Origin of the sequence: Iodobacter fluviatilis, assembly GCF_900451195.1 — a bacterium.
In the GTDB taxonomy this organism is placed as follows: domain Bacteria; phylum Pseudomonadota; class Gammaproteobacteria; order Burkholderiales; family Chitinibacteraceae; genus Iodobacter; species Iodobacter fluviatilis.
The window spans coordinates 108,567-129,797 of sequence record NZ_UGHR01000006.1 but is presented as its reverse complement, the minus strand read 5'-3'; the positions used below and the strand labels follow the sequence as shown (position 1 = coordinate 129,797).

The 21,231-nt window shown below is 51.3% G+C and carries 23 protein-coding genes and 1 other RNA gene; 12 read left to right on the top strand and 12 right to left on the bottom strand.

What is annotated here, in order from left to right:
• Positions 1-71 precede the first annotated feature (71 nt).
• The gene (locus DYD62_RS22300) at positions 72-1,220 is read left to right on the top strand and encodes an IS481 family transposase (RefSeq protein WP_115230114.1); all 1,149 of its coding nucleotides are present in this window, start codon (positions 72-74) and stop codon (positions 1,218-1,220) included.
• Between the two features lie 250 nt (positions 1,221-1,470).
• On the opposite strand, the gene DYD62_RS22295 is transcribed toward DYD62_RS22300, so the two are convergent.
• The 6 genes from DYD62_RS22295 to cysK form a co-directional block, all read right to left on the bottom strand.
• The gene (locus tag DYD62_RS22295; RefSeq protein ID WP_115230113.1) at positions 1,471-2,568 is read right to left on the bottom strand and encodes an alkene reductase; all 1,098 of its coding nucleotides are present in this window, start codon (positions 2,566-2,568) and stop codon (positions 1,471-1,473) included.
• A 41-nt stretch (positions 2,569-2,609) separates the two neighbouring features.
• Positions 2,610-3,632: an NADPH-dependent curcumin/dihydrocurcumin reductase gene (gene curA / locus DYD62_RS22290; protein WP_115230112.1), complete on the bottom strand. Its 1,023-nt coding sequence runs from the start codon at positions 3,630-3,632 to the stop codon at positions 2,610-2,612.
• Positions 3,633-3,710: 78 nt separating this feature from the next.
• Positions 3,711-4,622, bottom strand: a complete 912-nt coding sequence (locus tag DYD62_RS22285; RefSeq protein WP_115230111.1) for a glutathione S-transferase family protein — start codon at positions 4,620-4,622, stop codon at positions 3,711-3,713.
• A 1-nt stretch (position 4,623) separates the two neighbouring features.
• Positions 4,624-5,781, bottom strand: coding sequence for an iron-containing alcohol dehydrogenase (locus tag DYD62_RS22280; RefSeq protein ID WP_115230110.1), 1,158 nt, complete (start codon positions 5,779-5,781; stop codon positions 4,624-4,626).
• Between the two features lie 163 nt (positions 5,782-5,944).
• Positions 5,945-6,541, bottom strand: coding sequence for a TetR/AcrR family transcriptional regulator (locus DYD62_RS22275; protein ID WP_115230109.1), 597 nt, complete (start codon positions 6,539-6,541; stop codon positions 5,945-5,947).
• 131 nt (positions 6,542-6,672) lie between these two features.
• Entirely contained in the window at positions 6,673-7,605 is a 933-nt protein-coding gene (cysK, locus tag DYD62_RS22270) for a cysteine synthase A (RefSeq protein WP_115230108.1), read from the bottom strand.
• Between the two features lie 94 nt (positions 7,606-7,699).
• Between cysK and DYD62_RS22265 the strand changes: the two genes are divergently transcribed.
• Positions 7,700-8,911 carry a multifunctional CCA addition/repair protein gene (locus DYD62_RS22265; protein WP_115230107.1) on the top strand — a complete coding sequence of 404 codons (1,212 nt, stop codon included), beginning with the start codon at positions 7,700-7,702 and terminating at the stop codon, positions 8,909-8,911.
• A 222-nt stretch (positions 8,912-9,133) separates the two neighbouring features.
• On the opposite strand, the gene amt is transcribed toward DYD62_RS22265, so the two are convergent.
• Positions 9,134-10,543 (bottom strand): ammonium transporter, encoded by a 1,410-nt coding sequence (amt, locus tag DYD62_RS22260; RefSeq protein ID WP_115230106.1) that lies wholly within the window; start codon positions 10,541-10,543, stop codon positions 9,134-9,136.
• Positions 10,544-10,566: 23 nt separating this feature from the next.
• Positions 10,567-10,905: a P-II family nitrogen regulator gene (gene glnK, locus DYD62_RS22255; RefSeq protein WP_099399413.1), complete on the bottom strand. Its 339-nt coding sequence runs from the start codon at positions 10,903-10,905 to the stop codon at positions 10,567-10,569.
• Positions 10,906-11,223: 318 nt separating this feature from the next.
• Here glnK and DYD62_RS22250 point away from each other — a divergent pair, with 318 nt between their 5' ends.
• The 4 genes from DYD62_RS22250 (at position 11,224) to DYD62_RS22235 (ending at position 13,404) form a co-directional block, all read left to right on the top strand.
• Entirely contained in the window at positions 11,224-11,484 is a 261-nt protein-coding gene (locus DYD62_RS22250) for an accessory factor UbiK family protein (RefSeq protein ID WP_099399412.1), read from the top strand.
• Positions 11,481-12,056 (top strand): ribosomal protein S5-alanine N-acetyltransferase, encoded by a 576-nt coding sequence (gene rimJ / locus DYD62_RS22245; protein WP_115230105.1) that lies wholly within the window; start codon positions 11,481-11,483, stop codon positions 12,054-12,056. Before DYD62_RS22250 ends, rimJ begins: the two co-directional genes overlap by 4 nt.
• Before the next feature lie 120 nt (positions 12,057-12,176).
• Positions 12,177-12,872 carry an aquaporin Z gene (aqpZ, locus tag DYD62_RS22240; protein WP_115230104.1) on the top strand — a complete coding sequence of 232 codons (696 nt, stop codon included), beginning with the start codon at positions 12,177-12,179 and terminating at the stop codon, positions 12,870-12,872.
• A gap of 76 nt (positions 12,873-12,948) precedes the next feature.
• Positions 12,949-13,404, top strand: coding sequence for a VOC family protein (locus DYD62_RS22235; RefSeq protein WP_115230103.1), 456 nt, complete (start codon positions 12,949-12,951; stop codon positions 13,402-13,404).
• Between the two features lie 253 nt (positions 13,405-13,657).
• Here DYD62_RS22235 and rnpB read toward each other — a convergent pair.
• The 4 genes from rnpB to DYD62_RS22215 form a co-directional block, all read right to left on the bottom strand.
• An RNA gene (rnpB, locus tag DYD62_RS22230) (RNase P RNA component class A) lies at positions 13,658-14,092 on the bottom strand.
• Between the two features lie 14 nt (positions 14,093-14,106).
• Entirely contained in the window at positions 14,107-14,598 is a 492-nt protein-coding gene (locus DYD62_RS22225; RefSeq protein ID WP_115230102.1) for a hypothetical protein, read from the bottom strand.
• Positions 14,595-15,629 carry a dihydroorotase gene (pyrC, locus tag DYD62_RS22220; protein WP_115230101.1) on the bottom strand — a complete coding sequence of 345 codons (1,035 nt, stop codon included), beginning with the start codon at positions 15,627-15,629 and terminating at the stop codon, positions 14,595-14,597. Before pyrC ends, DYD62_RS22225 begins: the two co-directional genes overlap by 4 nt.
• A 175-nt stretch (positions 15,630-15,804) precedes the next feature.
• The gene (locus DYD62_RS22215; RefSeq protein WP_046352560.1) at positions 15,805-16,044 is read right to left on the bottom strand and encodes a sulfurtransferase TusA family protein; all 240 of its coding nucleotides are present in this window, start codon (positions 16,042-16,044) and stop codon (positions 15,805-15,807) included.
• 212 nt (positions 16,045-16,256) lie between these two features.
• Between DYD62_RS22215 and DYD62_RS22210 the strand changes: the two genes are divergently transcribed.
• The 6 genes from DYD62_RS22210 (at position 16,257) to DYD62_RS22185 (ending at position 21,219) form a co-directional block, all read left to right on the top strand.
• Positions 16,257-17,180, top strand: a complete 924-nt coding sequence (locus DYD62_RS22210; protein WP_115230100.1) for a cation diffusion facilitator family transporter — start codon at positions 16,257-16,259, stop codon at positions 17,178-17,180.
• A 104-nt stretch (positions 17,181-17,284) separates the two neighbouring features.
• The gene (locus DYD62_RS22205; RefSeq protein ID WP_115230099.1) at positions 17,285-17,554 is read left to right on the top strand and encodes a PepSY domain-containing protein; all 270 of its coding nucleotides are present in this window, start codon (positions 17,285-17,287) and stop codon (positions 17,552-17,554) included.
• 168 nt (positions 17,555-17,722) lie between these two features.
• Complete coding sequence (locus tag DYD62_RS22200) at positions 17,723-18,265, top strand: cytochrome b/b6 domain-containing protein (protein ID WP_115230098.1); 543 nt, start codon at positions 17,723-17,725, stop codon at positions 18,263-18,265.
• A gap of 27 nt (positions 18,266-18,292) precedes the next feature.
• Entirely contained in the window at positions 18,293-18,958 is a 666-nt protein-coding gene (locus DYD62_RS22195) for a response regulator (protein ID WP_115230097.1), read from the top strand.
• On the top strand, positions 18,955-20,241 hold the full coding sequence (locus tag DYD62_RS22190; RefSeq protein WP_165928760.1) for an ATP-binding protein: 1,287 nt from the start codon (positions 18,955-18,957) through the stop codon (positions 20,239-20,241). The genes DYD62_RS22195 and DYD62_RS22190 overlap by 4 nt, the downstream gene beginning before the upstream one ends.
• On the top strand, positions 20,242-21,219 hold the full coding sequence (locus DYD62_RS22185) for a cation diffusion facilitator family transporter (protein WP_115230095.1): 978 nt from the start codon (positions 20,242-20,244) through the stop codon (positions 21,217-21,219). It begins immediately after the preceding gene.
• Positions 21,220-21,231 lie beyond the last annotated feature (12 nt).

Below are 21,231 nucleotides of genomic sequence, written 5' to 3'. Positions count from 1 at the left end.
GGGTAACACTTGTACGAGGACATAGGTAACACTTTGGCGGTGTTTTTAACCGCTTGGGATGCCTACTTACCATGCCTTGGATGCCCGTGAATATCATGTCTATTCGCTCAGAATTTGTACTCCTTACACTGCAAGATAACTGTAATTTTAAAGCGCTTTGCCAGCGTTTCGGCATCTCAACTAAAACAGGTTACAAATGGCGGCAGCGCTATCTGGATACCCCCCAAGAAGGTTTTCAAGATCGATCTCGCCGCCCCAAATCATCGCCAACACTGACCACCGCAGAGATTGAAGCCCTCGTTGTAGACCTGCGCCAGAAGCACCCTGTTTGGGGAGGGCGCAAACTCCATCGAAGGCTGTTGGAGCTGGGCCATGTGGATGTTCCTGCGCCAAGCACCATCACCAATATTCTGCATCGCCATGGCTTAATTTGCGCCAAGGCGAGTGAGCAAGCCCAACACTGGCTACGTTTTGAGCATGATCAGCCGAATGCTTTATGGCAGATCGACTTCAAAGGGAACTTCAATACGGCTCAGCAAATGTGCTTTCCCCTCACTTTATTGGACGACCATTCTCGCTTTAATCTCACCTTAACTGCTTGTGGTCAAACCACGGCAGCCATTGTCCAGACTCACTTAACGGATGTATTTCTTCGCTATGGCTTGCCTGCTCGTATCAACGCTGACAACGGTTCTCCATGGGGAAGCCCCAGTGATGCCAGCCATGGCATCAGCCAGTTATCTATCTGGCTGATCCGCTTGGGTATCCATGTTAGCCATAGCCGCCCAGGGCATCCGCAAACTAATGGCAAAGAAGAACGCTTTCATCGCACGCTAAAAGCCGAAGTATTAAATGGCCGGGCATTTCGCGATTTAGCCCATGTTCAGCATGCATTTAACGACTGGCGCACGGTCTATAACGAGCAGCGCCCGCATGAAGCCTTAGGGCTAGCCACACCGATTACCCGCTATAAACCGAGCTTAATTGCCATGCCTTCTGCTTTGCCTGAAATTGAATACGGCCCCAACGATCAAGTCATTACTGTGGGCTGGGGCGGCGCAGTAAAATTACAAAATCATAAATTTAAAGTGTCTAGTGCCTTACATCGTTTACCTATTGCACTGCGTGCAGATAGTCTGAACGACGGGGTGTTTGACCTCTATTTTTGCCATCAGCACTTCGGAAGAATCGATTTGAATACCTTGCAGTTAAACAACTAAAATGTGTTACCCATGTGTCCGCACGCGTGTTACCTATGTCTCCGGTCTATACAGCCACACAAGAAAGGAAGGTCCAGCGGGACGCCCGCACCTAAATCAACGTGCCGAAGGCACTAAAAAAATCTTTTTGATTCGCGTTAGCAAAAACGGCGGGTTTCACCCGCCCTACTCAATTTCAAGACTTGCTTATGACTTATTCATGGATGATCTGCCCACGCATTACCCCGCGCGGGCAAACACCAATTTCACCCTACAAAACTGGGTAATCGGTATAACCCACTTCATCACCACCATAGAATGTCGCCTGATCTGGCGTATTCAATGTTGTGCCTTGCTGATAACGCGCTACCAAATCAGAGTTAGCGATAAACGGGCGGCCAAAGGCGATGGCGTCTACGGTGCCAGTGGCTAAACGTGCTTCTGCGGTTTGTGCATCATAGCCACCGCAAGTCATGATCACGCCTTGGTATTGTTTGCGTAAATCAACACGGAAAGCATCGCTTAAGGGCTGACCACCGGCCCAATCCGGCTCGGCAATATGTAGGTAGGCTACGCCAGCACGGTTAAATTCCTCGGCCAGATACATGGTCATTGCTTCGGATTCATCGTCCACAATATCGTGAGCTACAAAGTTAGGCGATAAGCGCACGCCGACTTTATCTGCACCAATTTTTGCGGCCACGGCATCGATCACTTCCAGCAATAGGCGGGCACGGTTTTGCATATTACCGCCGTATTGATCTGTACGCTGATTGCTGCCCGTAGCTAAGAATTGCTGCAGCAAATAGCCATTGGCCGAGTGGATTTCTACAAAATCAAACCCTGCCCGCATTGCACGCTCTGCTGCTGCTGCATAATCGGCCACAATGCCCGGCAGCTCTGCGGTTTCTAAAGCTCGCGGTGCATCGCAAGGTGCTCTGCTTGGCGTGCCATCCGGCAGAATCACAAAGCTGCTTGATTTCACAGCCTGAATGGCAGATGGAGCCACCGGCGCTACACCGTTTTCCTGTACCAGCCGATTAGAAATCCGTCCCACATGCCAAAGCTGTAAGGACATCTTGCCACCCTTAGCATGCACGGCATCCACGACTTTTTTCCAGCCCGCTTCCTGGGCATCGGTATAGATGCCAGGCGTTAAGGAATAACCCTTGCCTTGATTTGTGATATTGGTCGCCTCTGAAATAATTAGCCCTGCACTTGCGCGCTGGGCGTAATAGATGGCATTCATTTCCGTTGGCACATCGCCCGGCTGGCTGGCGCGAGAGCGGGTCAGCGGCGCCATGATCATGCGATTAGCGAGTGTAGTTTTGCCGATGGTGACAGGGGTAAATAATTTATCTGCAGACATAAGATTTCCTTTATCAATCAAGTTAAATATATAAATCAAATTTACTCAGCAACCTGCACAACCAGCTTGCCCGCATTTTTTCCTTCCAACAGACCAATAAAAGCTTGCGGGGCGTTTTCTAGGCCTTGTACGACGTCTTCACGGTATTTGATTTTGCCCTCAGCAATCCACTGGCTCATGGCGGCAAAAAACTCGCCATAACGATGGCCGAAATCGTCCCAAATAATAAAGCCCTGCATACGGATACGTTTTTTTAGCAAGGTGCCCATCAAGAGCGATAAGCGATCCGGGCCAGCAGGCAGGGTGGTAGCGTTGTATTGCGAGATCAGGCCACAGAGCGGCACACGAGCTGCGGTGTTGAGCAGTGGCAACACGGCATCAAATACCGCACCACCCACGTTTTCGTAATACACATCAATGCCCTGCGGGCAGGCGTTTGCCAGTTGCTCGGCTAGATCTGCTGCACGGTGGTCGATGCAGGCATCAAAGCCCAGCTCATTCACGGCATAAGCGCATTTCTCAGCACCACCGGCAATCCCAACCACGCGGCAGCCTTTGATTTTGGCGATTTGCCCGACAATTGCGCCGACTGCACCGGTAGCAGCGGCCACCACTACGGTTTCACCTGCCTTAGGCTGGCCAATTTCCAATAGGCCCATATAGGCGGTAAAACCTGGCATGCCCAATACACCCAATGCATGTGATGGGGATGCCAAAGCGCCTAGCTTTTGCAGGCCTGTGCCATCCGAGATGCTGTAATCCTGCCAGCCACCAAAGTTCACCACTAAATCGCCCACGGCGTAATCAGCGTGCTGCGAGGCTTCCACCCGGCTCACCGTACCACCCACCATGACGCCATTGATTTCAACTGGCGCAGCATAGGAAGGCGCATCGCTCATCCGGCCACGCATATAGGGATCCAGTGACAAATACAAAGCGCGCAGCAATACTTCACCGCTGCCAATCGCTGGGACGGCGTGCTCTTCTAAGCGAAAATCAGCGGGTACAGGTGCGCCATGCGGGCGACGGGCTAAAACAATGCGACGATTCAGTGTTGATGACATGTGGAGCTCCAGAGTGTTTGATCCCCGCACGCAGGGAAAACGACAGGAAACAAAACCTTTTGCTTCCTGTGCAATTAATTAAACAGTGCGAATTTCGTAATCCATACGTGGGAAATGGACATGCAGCAGGCCGCAAACGGTGCTTTGACGGGCGATCACGATTTTTTTCTCGTCCAGATAAACCAGCTCACCCGCCACGCTTTCCTGCGGGTAGCCTTCTGGCTGAACAGCCACTTTCTGGCCAGCGTTGAATAAGGAGTCCTGCATTTCAGCAAGAGCAGCAGGCGGAGCCTGCTTGGCAGCAGCAAACGCATCACTCGCTGTAATGCTGCTCATCTCGCCATGGCCCAGTGCCGCCATTCTGGCCATCCACGGCAATAAAGCTTGAGTGTTTGGAGCCAGTACCACCAAGGCTTGTGCGCCCTGTAAAAACCACAGCGTGTGATACACCGCAAAATCACCAGCACATGGATTAACGCCGCCCAGAAAATGGGCTCCGCTTAAAGCCTGATCCAGCTGATCAATCAAGGCACTTAGCTGAATCGCTAATTGCGCCTGATCGGCCAGCAATTGCGCTTTCTGTAAAGGCAAATGCGGATGCATGGCAATGCGATCATTGAGCAAGGCTTGTGGAATATGCTCCACACGGCTTGCCATCAAATATCGTGCAGCACGCCAAAAGATATCCACATCAAATAAGCGCCCCAGTAAATCGGCTTGCGCCGCCTGTGGCCCGGAAGCCAAAGCAGGCTGAGCATAACGCTGCTCCAGCTCCGCAATAATCAAAGCTGAATCACAATAAATATCTGCGCCAATTTGCAATACCGGCGCGCGCCGGTAGCCTCCGGTCAGCGCCATTAAATCGGGCTTAGGCAAAACAGGCGGCATTAAAACGGATTGCCAAGCCAGCTGCTTATAGCCCAGATAAGCTCGCACTTTTTCTGAGTACGGCGAGGCTTGGTAGTGATGCAAAATCAGCGCAGCGCTCATCTTAGTAGCTGCCTTCCAAAACCAGCTTGCTAGTGGCTAAATCCACATCGCCACGCTCACCCAAGGCCACCATGCCGTGGGCTTTTAGCTGCTCGAGCACCGTTTCAATGGCGCTCACTTCCAGACCATAATCACGCATACGGGTTTTAACGCCCATGGCTTCAAAGAAATCGCGGGTTTTGGCGATGGCGGCATCGATACGCGCATCATCCGAGCCTTCTGTAATGCCCCATACACGATCGGCGTATTGCAGCAGTTTTTCACTCTTGGTGGCGCGGCGCACATTCAGCATGGATGGCAAGATAATCGCCAGCGTTTGCGCATGGTCGATGTTGTATAAAGCAGTCAGCTCATGCCCCACCATATGGGTAGCCCAATCTTGTGGCACACCGGCACCGATCAAGCCATTGAGCGCCATCGTAGCGGCCCACATTAAATTGGCACGAACGGTGTAATCATGTGGAGTAGCCAGCGCTTGCGGGCCGACTTCGATCAGGGTTTGCAATAGGCTTTCAGCAAAGCGATCTTGTACTGGCGCATGGGCTGGATAAGTTAAATATTGCTCAACCACATGCACAAAGGCATCGACCGCGCCGTTACCAATTTGCCGCGCTGGCAGGCTGTAGGTTTTAGTTGGGTCAAGAACTGCAAAGCGAGGGAACACCAAGGGATTCATAAATGCTAATTTGGTCTTGGTTTCGCTGCGCGTAATCACCGCGCCATTATTCATTTCTGAGCCAGTAGCAGGCAGAGTCAGCACCGCGCCCATCGGCAAGGCTGCTTGAAGATTCCGGCCGTGCGAAGTCAGAATATCCCAAGGCTCGCCTTCATACAGGGCTGCTGCGGCAGCAAATTTGGTGCCATCAATGACCGAACCACCACCCACTGCCAGCAGAAAGTCGATTTTCTCAGCCTTAATCTGTGCCACGGCTTTCATCATGGTTTCAAAAGTAGGGTTGGCTTCAATGCCTGAGAATTCAGTAACGCTGTGGTTTTTTAAAGCATCCATCACTTCGGTGTACGTGCCATTTTTTTTAATACTGCCACCGCCGTAAAGCACCAGCACGCGCGCATTTGCAGGCACCAGAGTGGCCAACTTAGCAATCTGGCCTTCGCCAAAAACGATTTTAACGGGGTTGTAAAATTCGAATTGTTGCATGGTGCATTCCTTATAAGTACATAAAAATAGACCAGTCGTCTAGTTTGGATATCAAAAAAATCGGCAATGTTGCCGAAGTATTTATTACAAATTTTATCGGGAAGGCAAAGCTGATCTGCCCTTCCCTATTAAGCGGTGCGCGGGCACAACGATGTGCCCATTACTACAAATCTTTCACACCCAAAAGGTGGCAAGTGGTTTGCATGGCGGTTTCCAGCGCGCTGCTATCCTGACGTATTTTGGTCAGCAGGCTGGCTCCCAGCCACATCTGATACAGCATCAGCGCCACAGCCTGCGGGCTCATTTCAGGTAATACGGCCCCTTCGCAGCGCGGCTCATCCAGCCACTTTGCTAGGCGCTCAATCACGCCATCGGTACCCTGCTTGAACACCTGCCGCATCGGCTCTGACAAATCGGCCACTTCGGCGGAAAGCTTAACCACCATGCACTGATTGGCCTGGCTGCATGCCCCCTGGGACATCAGCCAAGTGCGCCAGTAATGCATCAGCCGCTCGCTGCCACAATCGTACTCAGCCTCTAAAGCCTGCATTCCAAGTTGATAAAGGGCGAAATAACGCTCCAGCACTGCGCAACCAAAGTGCTCTTTTGAGGGGAAATAATGATAAAACGAACCTTTAGGCACTTCGGCAGCCGTTAAAATCTCGGCAAGCCCCACAGCAGAGAAGCCTTTCCCTTTGAGAATGGATTCGCCCACTGCAAGTAAATGTTCGCGTGTATCTTCGTGTTTTTTCTTAGCCATGGACTTAGTCTCTCACAAGAATAGACCAGTCGTCTAGTTTTATATACAAGAAGGCAGATTTTTGTGTCCACCTTCCAAATACTCTGCCTCTTCGCGGCGGGTTGCCCCGCCCTAAGCGATCGATCCCACCCTCAATCCAGCAAACCTTCAAACAAAGGTGTAGATAAATAACGCTCGCCAAAGGAAGGAATAATCACGGCAATCAGTTTGCCTGCGTTTTCTGGCCGCTTGCCCAGCTCGATGGCGGCCCAGGTTGCAGCACCTGCAGAAATCCCCGCTAAAATCCCTTCTTGCGTGGCCAAGGCACGTGCCGTTGCAAAAGCGTCTTCGCTCTTTACCCGAATCACTTCGTCATAGCTTTCGGTATTCAAAACACCTGGCACAAAACCCGCTCCAATCCCCTGAATAGGGTGAGGGCCTTTTTGACCGCCGCTGAGTACAGGGCTGGCATCGGGCTCTACTGCCACCGCTTTAAATGAAGGTTTACGCGCTTTTAATACTTCCGAAATCCCTGTGATTGTGCCTCCTGTACCCACACCTGCCACCAGAATATCAATCTGACCATCCGTATCATTCCAAAGCTCTTCAGCCGTGGTGCGACGGTGGATTTCTGGGTTAGCGGGGTTTTCAAACTGCTGAGGTAAAAAGTAATTGCTGTGCTCAATCACCAATGCCTTGGCTGTTGCGATTGCCCCGCCCATCCCTTCTGCCGCAGGCGTCAGCACCAAGGTTGCGCCATAGCCGCGTAATAATGCACGGCGCTCTTTAGACATACTTTCTGGCATAGTGAGCACTAATTTATAGCCACGCGCCGCACAAACCATCGCCAAACCGATGCCGGTATTGCCGGAAGTAGGCTCCACAATCACCGTATCCGGCCCGATCAGGCCCGCCGCCTCGGCAGCATCAATCATCGCTACAGCAATGCGGTCTTTCACCGAGTGCGAAGGATTAAAGAACTCCAGCTTTGCTACAATCGTTGCCCCGCTTGCTTGAGCAACGCGATTTAACTTTACTAAAGGCGTATTGCCGATCAGATCGGTAATGCTATTGGCGATTTTCATGCGGCATCCTTGTTATCAGTTCAATAAAAGATAGTTGATTGTAGCGGCAATATAATTAACAGATAAAGTGACTAAAAAATCTAAGGAAAGATCAATGAAGGTTTATCGCGTTGGCGGAGCTGTAAGGGATAAATTACTGGGCCTGCCGGTAAGGGATATTGATTGGGTGGTGGTTGGCAGCACGGCAGAGGCAATGCAGGCACGAGGCTACACGCCTGTTGGCAAAGATTTCCCGGTATTTTTGCACCCTAAGACACACCAGGAATACGCCCTTGCTCGTACCGAACGCAAATCCGGCCATGGTTACAAAGGCTTTACCGTGCATGCAAGCGAAGAGGTTACGCTAGAAGAAGACTTGCTGCGCCGCGACCTCACCATTAATGCGATGGCCGAAGATGAGCTCGGCCAGATCACCGATCCATTTAATGGCCAAGCCGATCTGGCCGCAAAACTATTACGCCATGTTTCCCCTGCTTTTAGCGAAGACCCAGTACGCATTTTGCGCCTCGCCCGCTTTGCCGCGCGCTTTGCTTTTGATGTGGCACCAGAAACACTCACCTTGATGCAGGAGATGGTCAGCAGCGGAGAAGTCGATCATCTGGTGGCAGAAAGGGTGTGGCAGGAATTTGCCAAGGGGCTGATGGAAGACACGCCATCCCTCATGTTTGAAATGCTGCGCCGCTGCGGTGCGCTGGCCCGTATTGCACCGGAAATCGACGCGCTTTGGGGTGTGCCACAACGTGCCGACTACCACCCAGAAGTCGATACAGGCGTACATGTCATGATGGTGCTCAACTACACCGCCGCGCAAAAATGGCCACTTGCCACCCGTTTTGCCGCGCTCTGCCACGATTTGGGCAAGGCCACTACCCCAGCTGATATTTTACCAGGGCATATCGGCCATGAAGCGCGTGGTGTGCCGCTGGTAGAGGCGCTATGTGAAAGATTGCGCGTACCCAGTGATTGCCGGGATCTGGCCCGCATGGTTTGCCGTGAACACACGCATATCCACACCGCAGAACAACTTCGCCCTGCCACCGTACTAGAAATCTTCCAGCGCTGCGATGCCTTCAGAAAGCCTGAGCGCTTTCAGCAAATGCTCGACGCTTGCCTAGCCGACGCTCGTGGGCGCACGACTTTTGAAAACTGCGAATACCCGCAGGCCGCCTATTTATTAAAGCTGTTGGCCGCAGCCAATACCGTCAATAGCGGCGAGATAGCCCAAAGCTGTGAAGATAAGGCACAAATCCCAGAAAAAATCAGGCAGGCCAGAATTGCGGCAATTCGTGAAGCGTGCACACACTAGCTTTTAAAAAAAAGAACCTCACGAAGAAAACGTAAAGGATGCCGCACGCAAAAAAGCCCGCCAGTTGCCTGGCGGGCTTCCCACAATACGCTACACATCCATGAGACAAGCAGTAAACCGATACCTTTTAGAGAGAGAATTGGAGGACACCCATCTCATTTGCTTGTAGCGAACTGTCTGTACACCCTAAGGCTTCTGACCTTAGGGCTTTATCTATATTAGCTATAGATTATATGCTTTTTCACCGTGGCTGGTCACATCCAAGCCTTCACGCTCTTCTTCTTCCGGTACACGCAGGCCAATCACCAGATCAACCAGCTTAAAGGCAATAATCGAAACCACAGCCGACCATAGCAAAGTTGTACCTACGCCGATAGCTTGAATTTTCACCTGTGCAAGAATCGAATAATCTGCGGCCACTTTATTTGCCACATAATCCCAGATGCCTGTACCGCCCAAATCTGGCGAAGCAAAGACGCCTGTTAAGATCGCTCCCAACACACCACCCACGCCGTGCACACCAAATACATCCAGCGCATCATCTACGCCAAGTAAACGCTTCAGACCATGCACACCCCACAGGCAAATAACCCCTGCTAGCAAGCCAATCACCAAAGCGCCGCCTACACCAACAAAACCGCAAGCAGGCGTAATCGCTACCAGGCCCGCTACTGCACCCGATGCAGCGCCCAATAATGAAGGCTTACCTTTAAGCATCCACTCGGCCAATAGCCAAGACATTGTTGCAGCAGCGGTTGCCAGCCATGTATTTATAAAGGCCAGTGCCGCCACACCATTGGCTTCCAGCGCGGATCCGGCATTAAAACCAAACCAGCCAAACCAAAGCAATGAAGCACCAATCATAGTCATGGTCAGGCTGTGCGGAGTCATGGCTTCACGTCCAAAGCCAATACGCTTGCCCACCATAAACGCCCCTGCCAAGCCAGCAACCGCAGCGTTGATATGCACCACCGTGCCACCGGCAAAATCCAGTGCACCTTTTTGGAATAAGAAACCTGCCGTGGCTGTTGCGGCATCCGCAGCAGCTTGCGTCAGATACGCATCAGGGCCGGTCCAGTACCAAACCATATGCGCCATCGGCAGGTAAGAAAAAGTAAACCAGATCGCGCAAAAAGCCAGAACGGCTGCAAATTTAATCCGCTCGGCAAACGCGCCAACAATTAATCCGCAGGTAATTGCGGCAAATGCCCCTTGGAAAACCACATAAATCAGCTCAGAGATGCCTATGCCTTTACTAAAGGTGGCAGCGATCGAATCTGGCGTTACCCCTTTGAGCATCACTTTGCTAAACGAGCCAAAGAAAGCATTGCCTTCAGTAAATGCCAGCGAATAACCGTACACCACCCACAGCACTGAAATCATGGCAAACACAGAAAACACCTGCATCAGCACCGATAGCATGTTTTTAGAGCGCACTAGGCCACCATAAAACAAGGCGAGGCCTGGAATAGACATCAGAATCACCAAGGCGGTGGAGATAAACATCCACGCGTTATCCCCTTTATTAATGGTATCCACGATGGCAACGGGGGCAGATGCGGCCGCTTCAACAGCAAAACTTTGCGCTGAGGCCGCGCTAAGGACGAAAGCTGCAAATAATTTTTTCATCATCACTCTCTCCGGCAAGTTTTAAGTTAAATGGCTGCTTCGCCCGTTTCACCCGTACGAATCCGCACCACATGCTGCAGATCAAATACAAAGATCTTGCCATCGCCAATCTTGCCGGTATTGGCGGCTTTTTCGATGACTTCCAGCGTTTGCTCCAGCTGATCATCACCGATAGCCACTTCAACTTTGACCTTAGGCAGGAAATCCACCACGTATTCAGCACCACGATAAAGCTCGGTATGCCCTTTTTGGCGGCCAAAGCCCTTCACTTCAGTCACGGTTAAGCCCTGAACGCCAATTTCCGACAAAGCTTCGCGAACTTCATCGAGCTTGAACGGCTTAATAATCGCAGACACGAATTTCATGGGGTGCTCCTTTCAAAAGGTGGGGTACGATCAAAGATCAGCACAAAGTATGCCAAGCGATAAAACGCACTGAATTCATAGCCTTGAAAATCGCTCAGCGGGGTAATGCACCAACAATAGACGTTCCATGGTGCACTGCAACTTAAATTTGCACCAGAGTGGTGCGATCTAAAAATGGCAAGCTTCTGCTAAACTTAAAAGTCAAACCGACACCGTTCAAAAGCGAGCCTGCAACATTTGCCTGTGCAACAACGGAATCAGGAATGAACAATCAACCGCCCCACATGCGGTGCAGCAACAACACCAAGGATATTCACCATGCTTAAAGATAAATTTTTTGACGAAATCGCCAGCAAAATCACCGAAGCGATTGCCGCCAGCCCAGCCAAAGATATGGAAAAAAACGCCCGCGCCATGATGGCCTCAGCCTTTACCAAAATGGATTTGGTCACCCGTGAAGAATTCGAAATACAACAGGAAGTGCTGGCCCGCACACGTGAAAAAATGCATGAATTAGAAGCCCGGATCAGCGAGCTGGAAACCAAACTCCACGCCAATAACCCACAAGACGCACTATGATTTTTGGCAAGAAAAAACCAGAAATAGAACAAATTAATACCGGGCGCTTAAAGCTTGTGTTGGCTGAGCCTGCACAGGCAGCGCTTTGGGCCAGCTTCCAGCAAGAAAACCGCAGCCATCTTGCCCCTTGGGACCCGCAAAGGGATGAGGATTTTTTCACCCCCTTTGCTTGGCAGCTAAGGCTAGAAAACGCCAGGCTGCAATTTGAGCAGGGCACAGCAATTCACTGGATTTTGCTTGATACCCACAGTGCTGAAATGCTGGGGCAATGTAGTTTCAGTAATATCGTGCAAGGACCATTTATGGCCTGTCATTTGGGCTATTCACTTGCAGCTTGCGCGCAGGGTAAAGGTCTGATGAAAGAGGCACTCAGTGCGGCGATTGAACACCTGTTTCGCACTCGGGATTTGCACCGCATTATGGCCAACCATCTGCCGCATAATTTGCGCAGTGCCAAGCTGTTGCAAAGCTTAGGTTTTGAGAAAGAAGGCTATGCACGTTCTTACTTAAAAATTGCCGGGCAATGGCAGGATCATGTTTTAAATTCACTGATTAACCCGGCTCATATGTGAGCTTCAACACAAACACCCGCATCAAACGCTGTTGCAAGCTACTTTTACCTGTACCCGTACAAGGGCTCAGCTGTATATTCGCCCTCTCAAAATGTAATCTAATTGAAAGGAACACACGAAATGCAAAAATACGCGGCAGAATTCTTTGGCACTTTCTGGCTGGTACTTGGCGGCTGCGGCAGTGCCGTTTTGGCAGCCGCCTTCCCCGCACTAGGGATAGGCTTTGTGGGTGTTTCCTTAGCTTTTGGTCTGACCGTTCTAACCATGGCCTATGCAATAGGCCATATTTCTGGCTGCCATCTTAACCCTGCAGTTTCTATAGGCCTTTGGGCGGCCAAACGCTTCCCTGCAAATCAACTTATCCCTTATATCATTGCCCAGGTTGCAGGCGGGATTGTGGCTGCAGCGGTGCTCTATTTTATAGTGACAGGTAAAGCCGACTTCACAACACTTGGGGGCTTTGCTTCAAATGGCTACGGCGAATACTCGCCAGGTAAGTTCTCCATGGCAGCAGCACTGATTACCGAAGTGGTCATGACCATGATGTTTCTGATCATTATCCTAGGAGCTACAGACAAACGCGCTCCACAGGGCTTTGCACCCATCGCTATTGGTCTGGGCCTCACCCTGATTCACCTGATCAGCATTCCTGTAACGAATACCTCGGTGAACCCAGCCCGCAGCACTGCTGTCGCTCTGTTTGCAGGCGAATTTGCAATCGGCCAACTATGGTTATTCTGGCTTGCCCCGATTGCAGGAGCCATCCTAGGGGCCGTGATTTACCGCTTTATCGGCGGTGAAGATCAAGCTGCTTAATAAAAAGCAGCTTGTTAAGGGCGCAACTTAATCCCAAGTGCGCTATGTAAAGTTACTTTTGAACAAGGATGCAGCAATGAACGCCATTCCGCATGGATACCATACCGCAACACCTTACTTGATAGTCAACGATGCAGTGAGCGCGATCGAGTTTTATAAAAGCGCCTTTAACGCCACAGAAGTCATGCGCTTAGCCGACCCGAGCGGCAAAATAGCTCACGCCGAAGTTAAAATTGGCGATTCATCCATTATGCTGGCCGACGAGCACCCTGATATGGGCTATGTAAGCCCTGCAGCTCTGGGTAATTCACCGGTCAGCATCATGCTGTATGTAGAAAATGTTGATACTGCTTTTGAGCAGGCGATTAAACGGGGTGCAGTTGAGCTGCGCGCAATCAGCGATCAGTTCTATGGCGATAGAATTGGCACATTAAAAGACCCGTTTGGCCATATCTGGAGCCTTGCCACACATATTGAAGATGTGTCCCCAGATGAAATCAATAAGCGCTTTGCGGCATTTTTCACTCAGTAAACACGACCGATTCAAACGCAAAAAAAGCCGATCTACGGATAGATCGGCTTTTTTACTTATAGGGTTGCGGAGCCGGCCCAGACAAGTTCCGGCGTTTTGCCAAGTCTGACAGATAAGCGCTTTCGTTTGGGTTTCCTCTGTGAAACTCCGAGCTCTCTGTGTTCTCTGTAGTTCAAGATTCAGGCTTCGCTATTCAATACGCTGCACGCAAAAAAGCCGATCTACGGATAGATCGGCTTTTTTACTTATGGGGTTGCGGAGCCGGCCGATAAGCCGGGTTTTGTAGCCCTGAGTTACCCCAGGGTGACAGTCATTCCTCTAGGCCCAGCATTGCTACTGGGCTCGTGCAACCTACCCGTAGACTCGGCGGGCCACCTCAACGTCTACTGCTTGGTCTTGCTCCGGATGGGGTTTACCCTGCCGTCCGTGTTACCACGTCCGCGGTGCGCTCTTACCGACAAACCTTGCGGCCTGCATCCCTGACGGGAACACCTTTTCACCCTTACCTGATCCCAATCCGGCCTTGTATCAATAAAGGCTTTTAACTTGGGCCATCGGCGGTTCAGCTCTCTGTTGCACTTTCCGTCGCCTTGCAACGCCCGGTCGTTAACCGGCATCCTGCCCTATGGAGCCCGGACTTTCCTCCCCCATACCCTAAAAGTATGGCAGCGACTGTCTGGCCTGCTCCGCAGCGGCGGATTATCACACCTCTGAGGCTGCTTGTGCAAATGGCAATCCGCTTATTTGTGATAAATCACCGGCCATTTGCTGTGCTTTAGCGATTCCCCGCTGGCTGGCTGGGAAATAAGCGAACACAAAACGACGGGTGGTCTCGCCATCTTCGCTCGAAATCAGGCTGAGCCACACGCTGTCTTTACCAAAAACATTGGGCTCTTGCGTCAGCTCCACCCGCTCAAAGCCACTGATAGCCTCGCGCTTACGCCATAACGGCAACAACCCCAACAGCATGGTGCGGCGCTCCAGAATGCTGCCGTCGGTAAATTGCTCGCTCGGCAGAGCCCAGAACATCAGCCCCAAGACGATCATGGAATACCAAAACACGCCAAAGAAGTGATTTTCAAAATGGGCCGAATCGACTAAGGGCTGGCCCCACCAAGCGGCAGCAAACATCGCCGCGCCAAAGATCCACCAGCCGGGCTTGGCAACTGCCCGGCTCACTAAAGTCGGCTTCAAACCAGCTTCCAATGGATTTCTTCCCCAGCGCGTAAAGGCACCACATTGTGCTCACCAAAAGGATAGCTGGCTGGCACCTGCCAGCTTTCTTTTACCAAGGTCACGGTGTCGGTGTTTTCTGGCAGGCCATAAAAAGCGGGGCCATTTTTAGAAGCAAACGCTTCAAGTAAATCGAGCGCCCCTACCGATTCAAAGGCTTCGGCATATAAAGCCAAAGCGGCATGGGCAGAGTAAATACCTGCGCAACCACAGGCCGCTTCCTTGGTGTGTTTAGCGTGCGGTGCACTATCGGTACCAAGGAAGAATTTTTTACTACCTGAAGTCACTGCTGCTAATAGGGCACGACGGTGCTCTTCACGCTTAAGTACCGGCAAGCAGTAATGATGCGGACGAATTCCGCCAGTAAACAAAGCATTACGATTCATCAGCAAATGCTGCGGTGTCACTGTAGCCGCAATATTTGGCCCAGCCTTTAAGACATATTCAGCAGCCTGTTTGGTTGTGATATGTTCAAACACGATTTTTAACTTTGGCAGCCGCTGCTGCAAGACCATCAGCACGCTATCAATAAATGCCGCTTCGCGATCAAACACATCCACCTGCGGATCAGTGACTTCACCGTGCACTAAGAAAGGCAGGCCCAGCTCGGCCATTTTTTCCAGCGCAGGCATCACTTTATCGAAGTTAGTCACGCCCGAATCTGAGTTAGTTGTAGCCCCAGCAGGGTAGAGCTTCACTGCTTTAACAAAGCCACTTTGCTTGGCTTTGACCACTTCTTCCGGCGTTAGGTGGTCGGTAAGATACAAGACCATCAAAGGCTCAAACTGCACACCTGCAGGCAGGGCTTCCAAAATTCGCTGGCGATAAGCAAAGGCCGCATCCACCGTTGTGACAGGTGGTTTAAGATTGGGCATCACAATGGCGCGGGCAAATTCTGTCGCCGTGTGTGGTAAAACGGCAGCCATTAAATCGCCGTCGCGTAAATGCAGATGCCAGTCATCAGGGCGAATAATGGTGATTGATTTGCTCATATTTTAATTCTCAGTATTTGTGAGTGAGTAACTGATGTTTCGCAGAAAAAACCTTAAACCACAAAGTAAAACTCTGTGCTCTTTGCGTTCTCTGTGGTTTAAGGTTTAGCACTTTTTAATCCGCGATTTTCAAAGGCTACGCAACATCAGCAGGTAAATATGTTTGGCCTGACGCTTAGCGTTTGCGAATCAAAAACAGAAATTTATCGTCTTGCGGCCAGGTCTCGATCAGCTCGTGCCCAGTCTGACGGCAAAACGCGGTGAAATCGGTCGGTGTGGCCGGGTCGGTACAGATCACATGCAGCACTTCACCACTTTGCATCGTGGCAAGGGCCTTTTTAGTGCGCAAGATAGGCAGCGGGCAATTAAGGCCGCTTAAATCGGCGGCTTGCTGGTGCTCTGGGCGGCTGGACATGGATGTCTCCGATAAAAAGAACCATTGTACCAAGCCCGCTCTTCTGCGTATGAACAAGCGCTGACGGTTCTTTAAGATTTATACTCATCCCAAGCTGACAGCGATTATCTGCACAAACTTAATTTCTGCTTAATCATCCCATGGTGCAATGCGCACACCTGATTTGCCAATAAATTGATACCACCAAACAGACGTCGCAAAGGATAAGTAATATGAATGGCAAAGTCTCTGCCGAAAATACTCCCGACCGTGCAGCCGCAGCATCGCGCAGCACTTGGGTCAGTGTCTTAGTCAATATCATAATGGCCAGCGCCCAAATTATACTGGGCCTGTTCGCTCATTCCCAGGCTCTGATTGCCGATGGGATTCATTCACTCTCTGATCTGGTGGCCGATGGCGTGGTGCTTTTTGCTGGGCATCACAGCAAAAAAGATGCGGATGAAGATCACCCCTATGGTCACCAACGCTTTGAAACCGCGGCCTCGCTGATTATTGGTCTGATCCTGCTCGCCGTGGGGATCGGCATGCTTTGGGCCGCATTTAATAAACTTGAAGCACCTGAAACCATTCAAAAAGTACACATCATCGCGCTGTGGGTAGCAGGTACGGCACTGATTGCGAAAGAGCTGCTGTTTAGATACATGCTCAGTGTGGCCAAGCGGGTGAAATCCAGCATGCTGATCGCCAACGCTTGGCACGCCCGCTCGGATGCGGCATCGTCGCTGGTAGTGGGCCTCGGCATTATTGGTAATTTGCTGGGCTACCCGATTCTGGATCCGATTGCGGCGCTCTTAGTGGGCTTTATGATCAGCAAAATGGGCTGGCGCTTTAGCTGGGATGCCCTGCACGATTTGATGGACAGAGCCGCCGACGACGACGAAGTTCAAGCAATCAAACAAACGCTATTAAGCACGCCGGGCGTGCTGGGTGTGCACGATCTGCGCACACGCAAAATGGGCGATATGATTGTGGTCGATGCACATATCGAAGTAGAAGCGCTGATTACCGTAGAAGCGGGCCACGATATCGCCGTAGAGGCGCGGCAACGTGTGATGCAGCGGCACCGGGTGCTTAATTTAATGACGCATCTGGATCCATCCCAAAGGCCTGATTTAGATCATCAAGCCCTGCACTAAAACATGTGGCCGCGATTTTTATTTATTCCTTCAAGCTTAAGTCTCGCTTAATGATGCTGTGTTGAAATGCAATCTCTTCATCACACCTCCACGAAGGAAACACCATGAAAATCGCCGCCCTGATTGCAGTTGCCACCCTCGCAACCTCTTCCCTGACCATGGCCAGTGCAAATTGCACACCCCACCCAAAAGCTGAATGGCTCAGCCCAAGTGATGCCCAAAGCAAAATTGTAGCCATGGGTTACAAAATCAAAAAATTCAAAACTTCCGGCGAATGCTATGAAATCTATGGCTGGAATAAAGAAGGCAAAAAAGCCGAAGTCTATTTCGATACCAAAACACTGGACATCGTTAAATCTGAGATTGGTGATTAATTTTCGCGCTGGCAAAACAAGAGGAGTAGGCACGGACCACTCCTCTTGTTTTTAATAGAGGCAGCAAGGGTTTTAGCGCTGGGTAATTCTGCCGGGCTTTCTCGGTAAAAACAGCGCCTGCCAAAAACAAACACTGGCGTTGTTAATCATGCCGAGAAGGATTCAATCATGAATCGAATCAAAGTTTGGGACCCGCTGGTGCGCGTTTTGCACTGGAGCCTGGCCATTGCAGTTTTAGGTAATTTTTTGAATGAAGAAGGCGCAATCTGGCACCGCTGGGCAGGCTATACGGCGCTGGGCATTGTCTGCATCCGCATTATCTGGGGATTTACTGGCAGCCGCCATGCCCGCTTTAGCGATTGGTTTCCCAGCCCCAAGCGCGTGATTCCGTATATACAAGCCATGCGCCGTGGCGAGCACCCGCGTTTTTTGGGCCACAATCCAGCAGGAGCCGTGATGATGCTGTTTTTATTGATCATGGTCTTAGCCATGGGTGGCACGGGCTATATGATGGGAACAGATGCATTTTTTGGTGAAGAGTGGCTGGAAGAGCTGCATGAGATTCTGGCTTACACTTTATTAAGCGGAGTAGGCTTACATATTGCTGCCGCGCTAATAGAAAGCTGGCGGCATAAAGAAAACCTGCCTGCCGCGATGATTCACGGCTATAAACGAGCAGAAATTCCCGTTATAAAAGAGGAGCACAGCTGAGGCTGCTGTGCCATATAAAGGATCTCCATGCGCTTACTATTGGTTGAAGATGACCCCCTTCTGGGCGATGGCATTGCCGAGGGTTTAACTGACGCTGGCTTTGTAGTCGACTGGTTAAAAGATGGAGAATCCGCAAGATTGGCGCTGATGACCGAGCACAGCTTTGATGGCGTAGTGCTCGATATTGGCCTGCCACGCTTGGATGGCCTGCAGCTTCTGGCATGGATACGCCGTGAGCGCGGTCATTTGCCGGTACTGCTGCTCACAGCCAGAGACAGTATTGAAGATCGTATCAAAGGCCTCGATGCAGGCGCGGATGATTATCTGATCAAGCCTTTTGCACTTGGCGAGCTTTGCGCTAGGGTAAGAGCCCTGGTGCGCCGGGGCAAGGGCAAACATGATGGCGAGCTGTGCTGGCAAGATCTGGTGCTTGATCCCGCTCATCAGTCGGTGCAACAAGCAGGCCAGACACTCAATCTCACCGCCATGGAATACCGCCTGCTGCATCTTTTAATGGCGAACCATCCGCATTATTTGTCCCGCCCGCAGCTGGAAGAAAAGCTTTACGGCTGGCAGCAGGATATTGAAAGCAATACCCTAGACGTCCATCTCTCGCATTTACGCAAAAAACTTAATCATGTCGTGATACGCAATGCCCGTAACTTGGGATGGCGTTTGGAAGAAAAAGAATGAAAAGCTGGCTGCAAAGCGCCTCGCTGGCTACAAGGCTTACCCTGCTGGTACTCTTACTCACCTCGCTCACCTGGGCTGCATTCAGCGCCGTCTTACTTTACGAAACCCATGATGAAATCAGCGAGCTGCTGGATAAACAGCTCTACGTCTATACCGACCTACTCTGGCAAAGCCTAGGGGATGACGACGATTTACAGTTTGATCTGCGCCGCAAACCCGATCATCTGCCCCGGGTGGCGTTTAGCCTTTATAACAAAGACGGCAAGCTGCTGGTCTCCAGCAACGAGCATCCCCTGCCTTTTCAGACCCAGCCCGAAAAAAAAACGCGCACCATTACCCTCGACGGCAATCATTGGGAAATTGCCATTCGCCAAGATAAGGAGCGCCAGCTTGTTGTGGGAGAGCCCCATCAAAAACGCGACAAGCTGATCGACGAAATCGTCGGCTATGTCGGCATGACTGCAGGGCTGGCCTTCGCGATTTTATTGCCACTATTATTGCTGGCCATCCGGCACGGCCTGCTCCCCCTTAAAGCGGTCGATGCCGAGCTAGCCCGCCGCGCGCCTGATAACCTAGAAGCACTCACCCTGCCGGTGCCGCGCGAAATTGCCCCGCTGCGCGACCGGCTCAATACGCTTTTTGCCCAGGTGAATGACACGCTGGAAAAAGAGCGGCGTTTTACTGCAGATGCGGCCCACGAGCTGCGTACCCCGCTGGCCGGATTGCGTGTACAAATCGAGCTGGCTCAGGGCAGCCCCCGCCCCGAAGCGCGTGAGAAAGCATTGAAGCAAGCCCTACTCGGCGTAGATCGCAGTACGCATTTGGTCGCACAACTTTTAGAGCTGGCACGCCTTGACTATGCAACAGTAAAAACTGGGCTCAGTATCGATATGGTTCAGCTTGCCCGGCAGGCCTTACAAGATGCCGGGCTACCGCAAAGCTGCTTACATACCGGCAATGTTTGGACATGGCATGGCCATGCAGGATTACTGGCGCTGTTACTGCGTAATTTACTGGATAACGCCAAGCGCTATGCGGGTGAAAATGCGGCCATCACGATTAAGATCAATCAAAACGCCATCAGCATTAGCGACAATGGCCCCGGCGTTCCACCCGAGGTACTGGTCCGTTTAGGTGAGCGCTTTTACCGGCCTCCCGGCCAAAGCCAGACGGGAGCAGGGCTGGGCTTATCCATCGTGCACAGAATTGCAGAATTACACCAGGCCAGCATTACCCTCGCCAGCGATCAGGGTTTTCAAGTCACAATCCGTCAGGAAAAATAAATGGCACATCAGCACCACCACCCGCACGATCAGCCAGGCGGACATAACGAGCACCATGATCACACCTTTGATCACGCCCATCATCATCACGACCATGGCAAGCCCAGCTCGCAAAAACGGCTGCTGCTGGCGCTGATTATCACGGGCGGCTTTGGCATTGTGGAGTTAATTGGCGGCATCATGACCGGCTCGCTGGCGCTGATTTCAGATGCAGGCCATATGTTTACCGACGCCGCAGCGCTGCTCTTAGCGCTGATTGCCAATCTGATTGGCCAGCGGCCCGCCAATGCAGACAACTCCTATGGCTATGCCAGGGCCGAAGTCATTGGCGCGCTGATCAATAGCTTGGTGATGATTGCACTGGTCGTGTGGATTGTGGTGGAAGCTGTCAGCCGCTTAATGAATCCTCAGACCGTAAACGGCATGGGTGTGATGATTATTGCGGTGATTGGTCTTGTCGTGAATATCATTTCGGCATGGCAGCTATCACACGATCACGACAATCTGAACAGCCGTGCGGCAATGATCCATGTGCTGGGTGATTTACTGGGATCCGTTGCGGCGATTACCGCTGGTGCGGTGATTTACTTTACTGGCTGGAAGGCGATTGATCCGATTTTATCGGTTGTGGTATCCATGCTGATTCTGCGATCGACCTGGAATCTGCTTCGTCAGGCCACCCATGTTTTAATGGAAGGCGTGCCGCAACACTTAAACCTAGAAGAAATTGGCGCCGCTCTAGCCTCTGAAAAGGGCGTTGTTCAGGTGAATGATCTGCATGTCTGGAATATATCCGGCGGCAAAGTAGCACTTTCAGCGCATATTGTGATCGAAAAACCAGAAACATGGCCCTTGCAGCTGCAACATATCAACCATATGCTGGGCGAACATTACGGCATACAACATATTACCTTGCAGGCCACATGGTTTAGTATTCGTCCCACGCGTAGTATCCCTATTCGCCGGATTCCACACTGACAAGCAGACAAA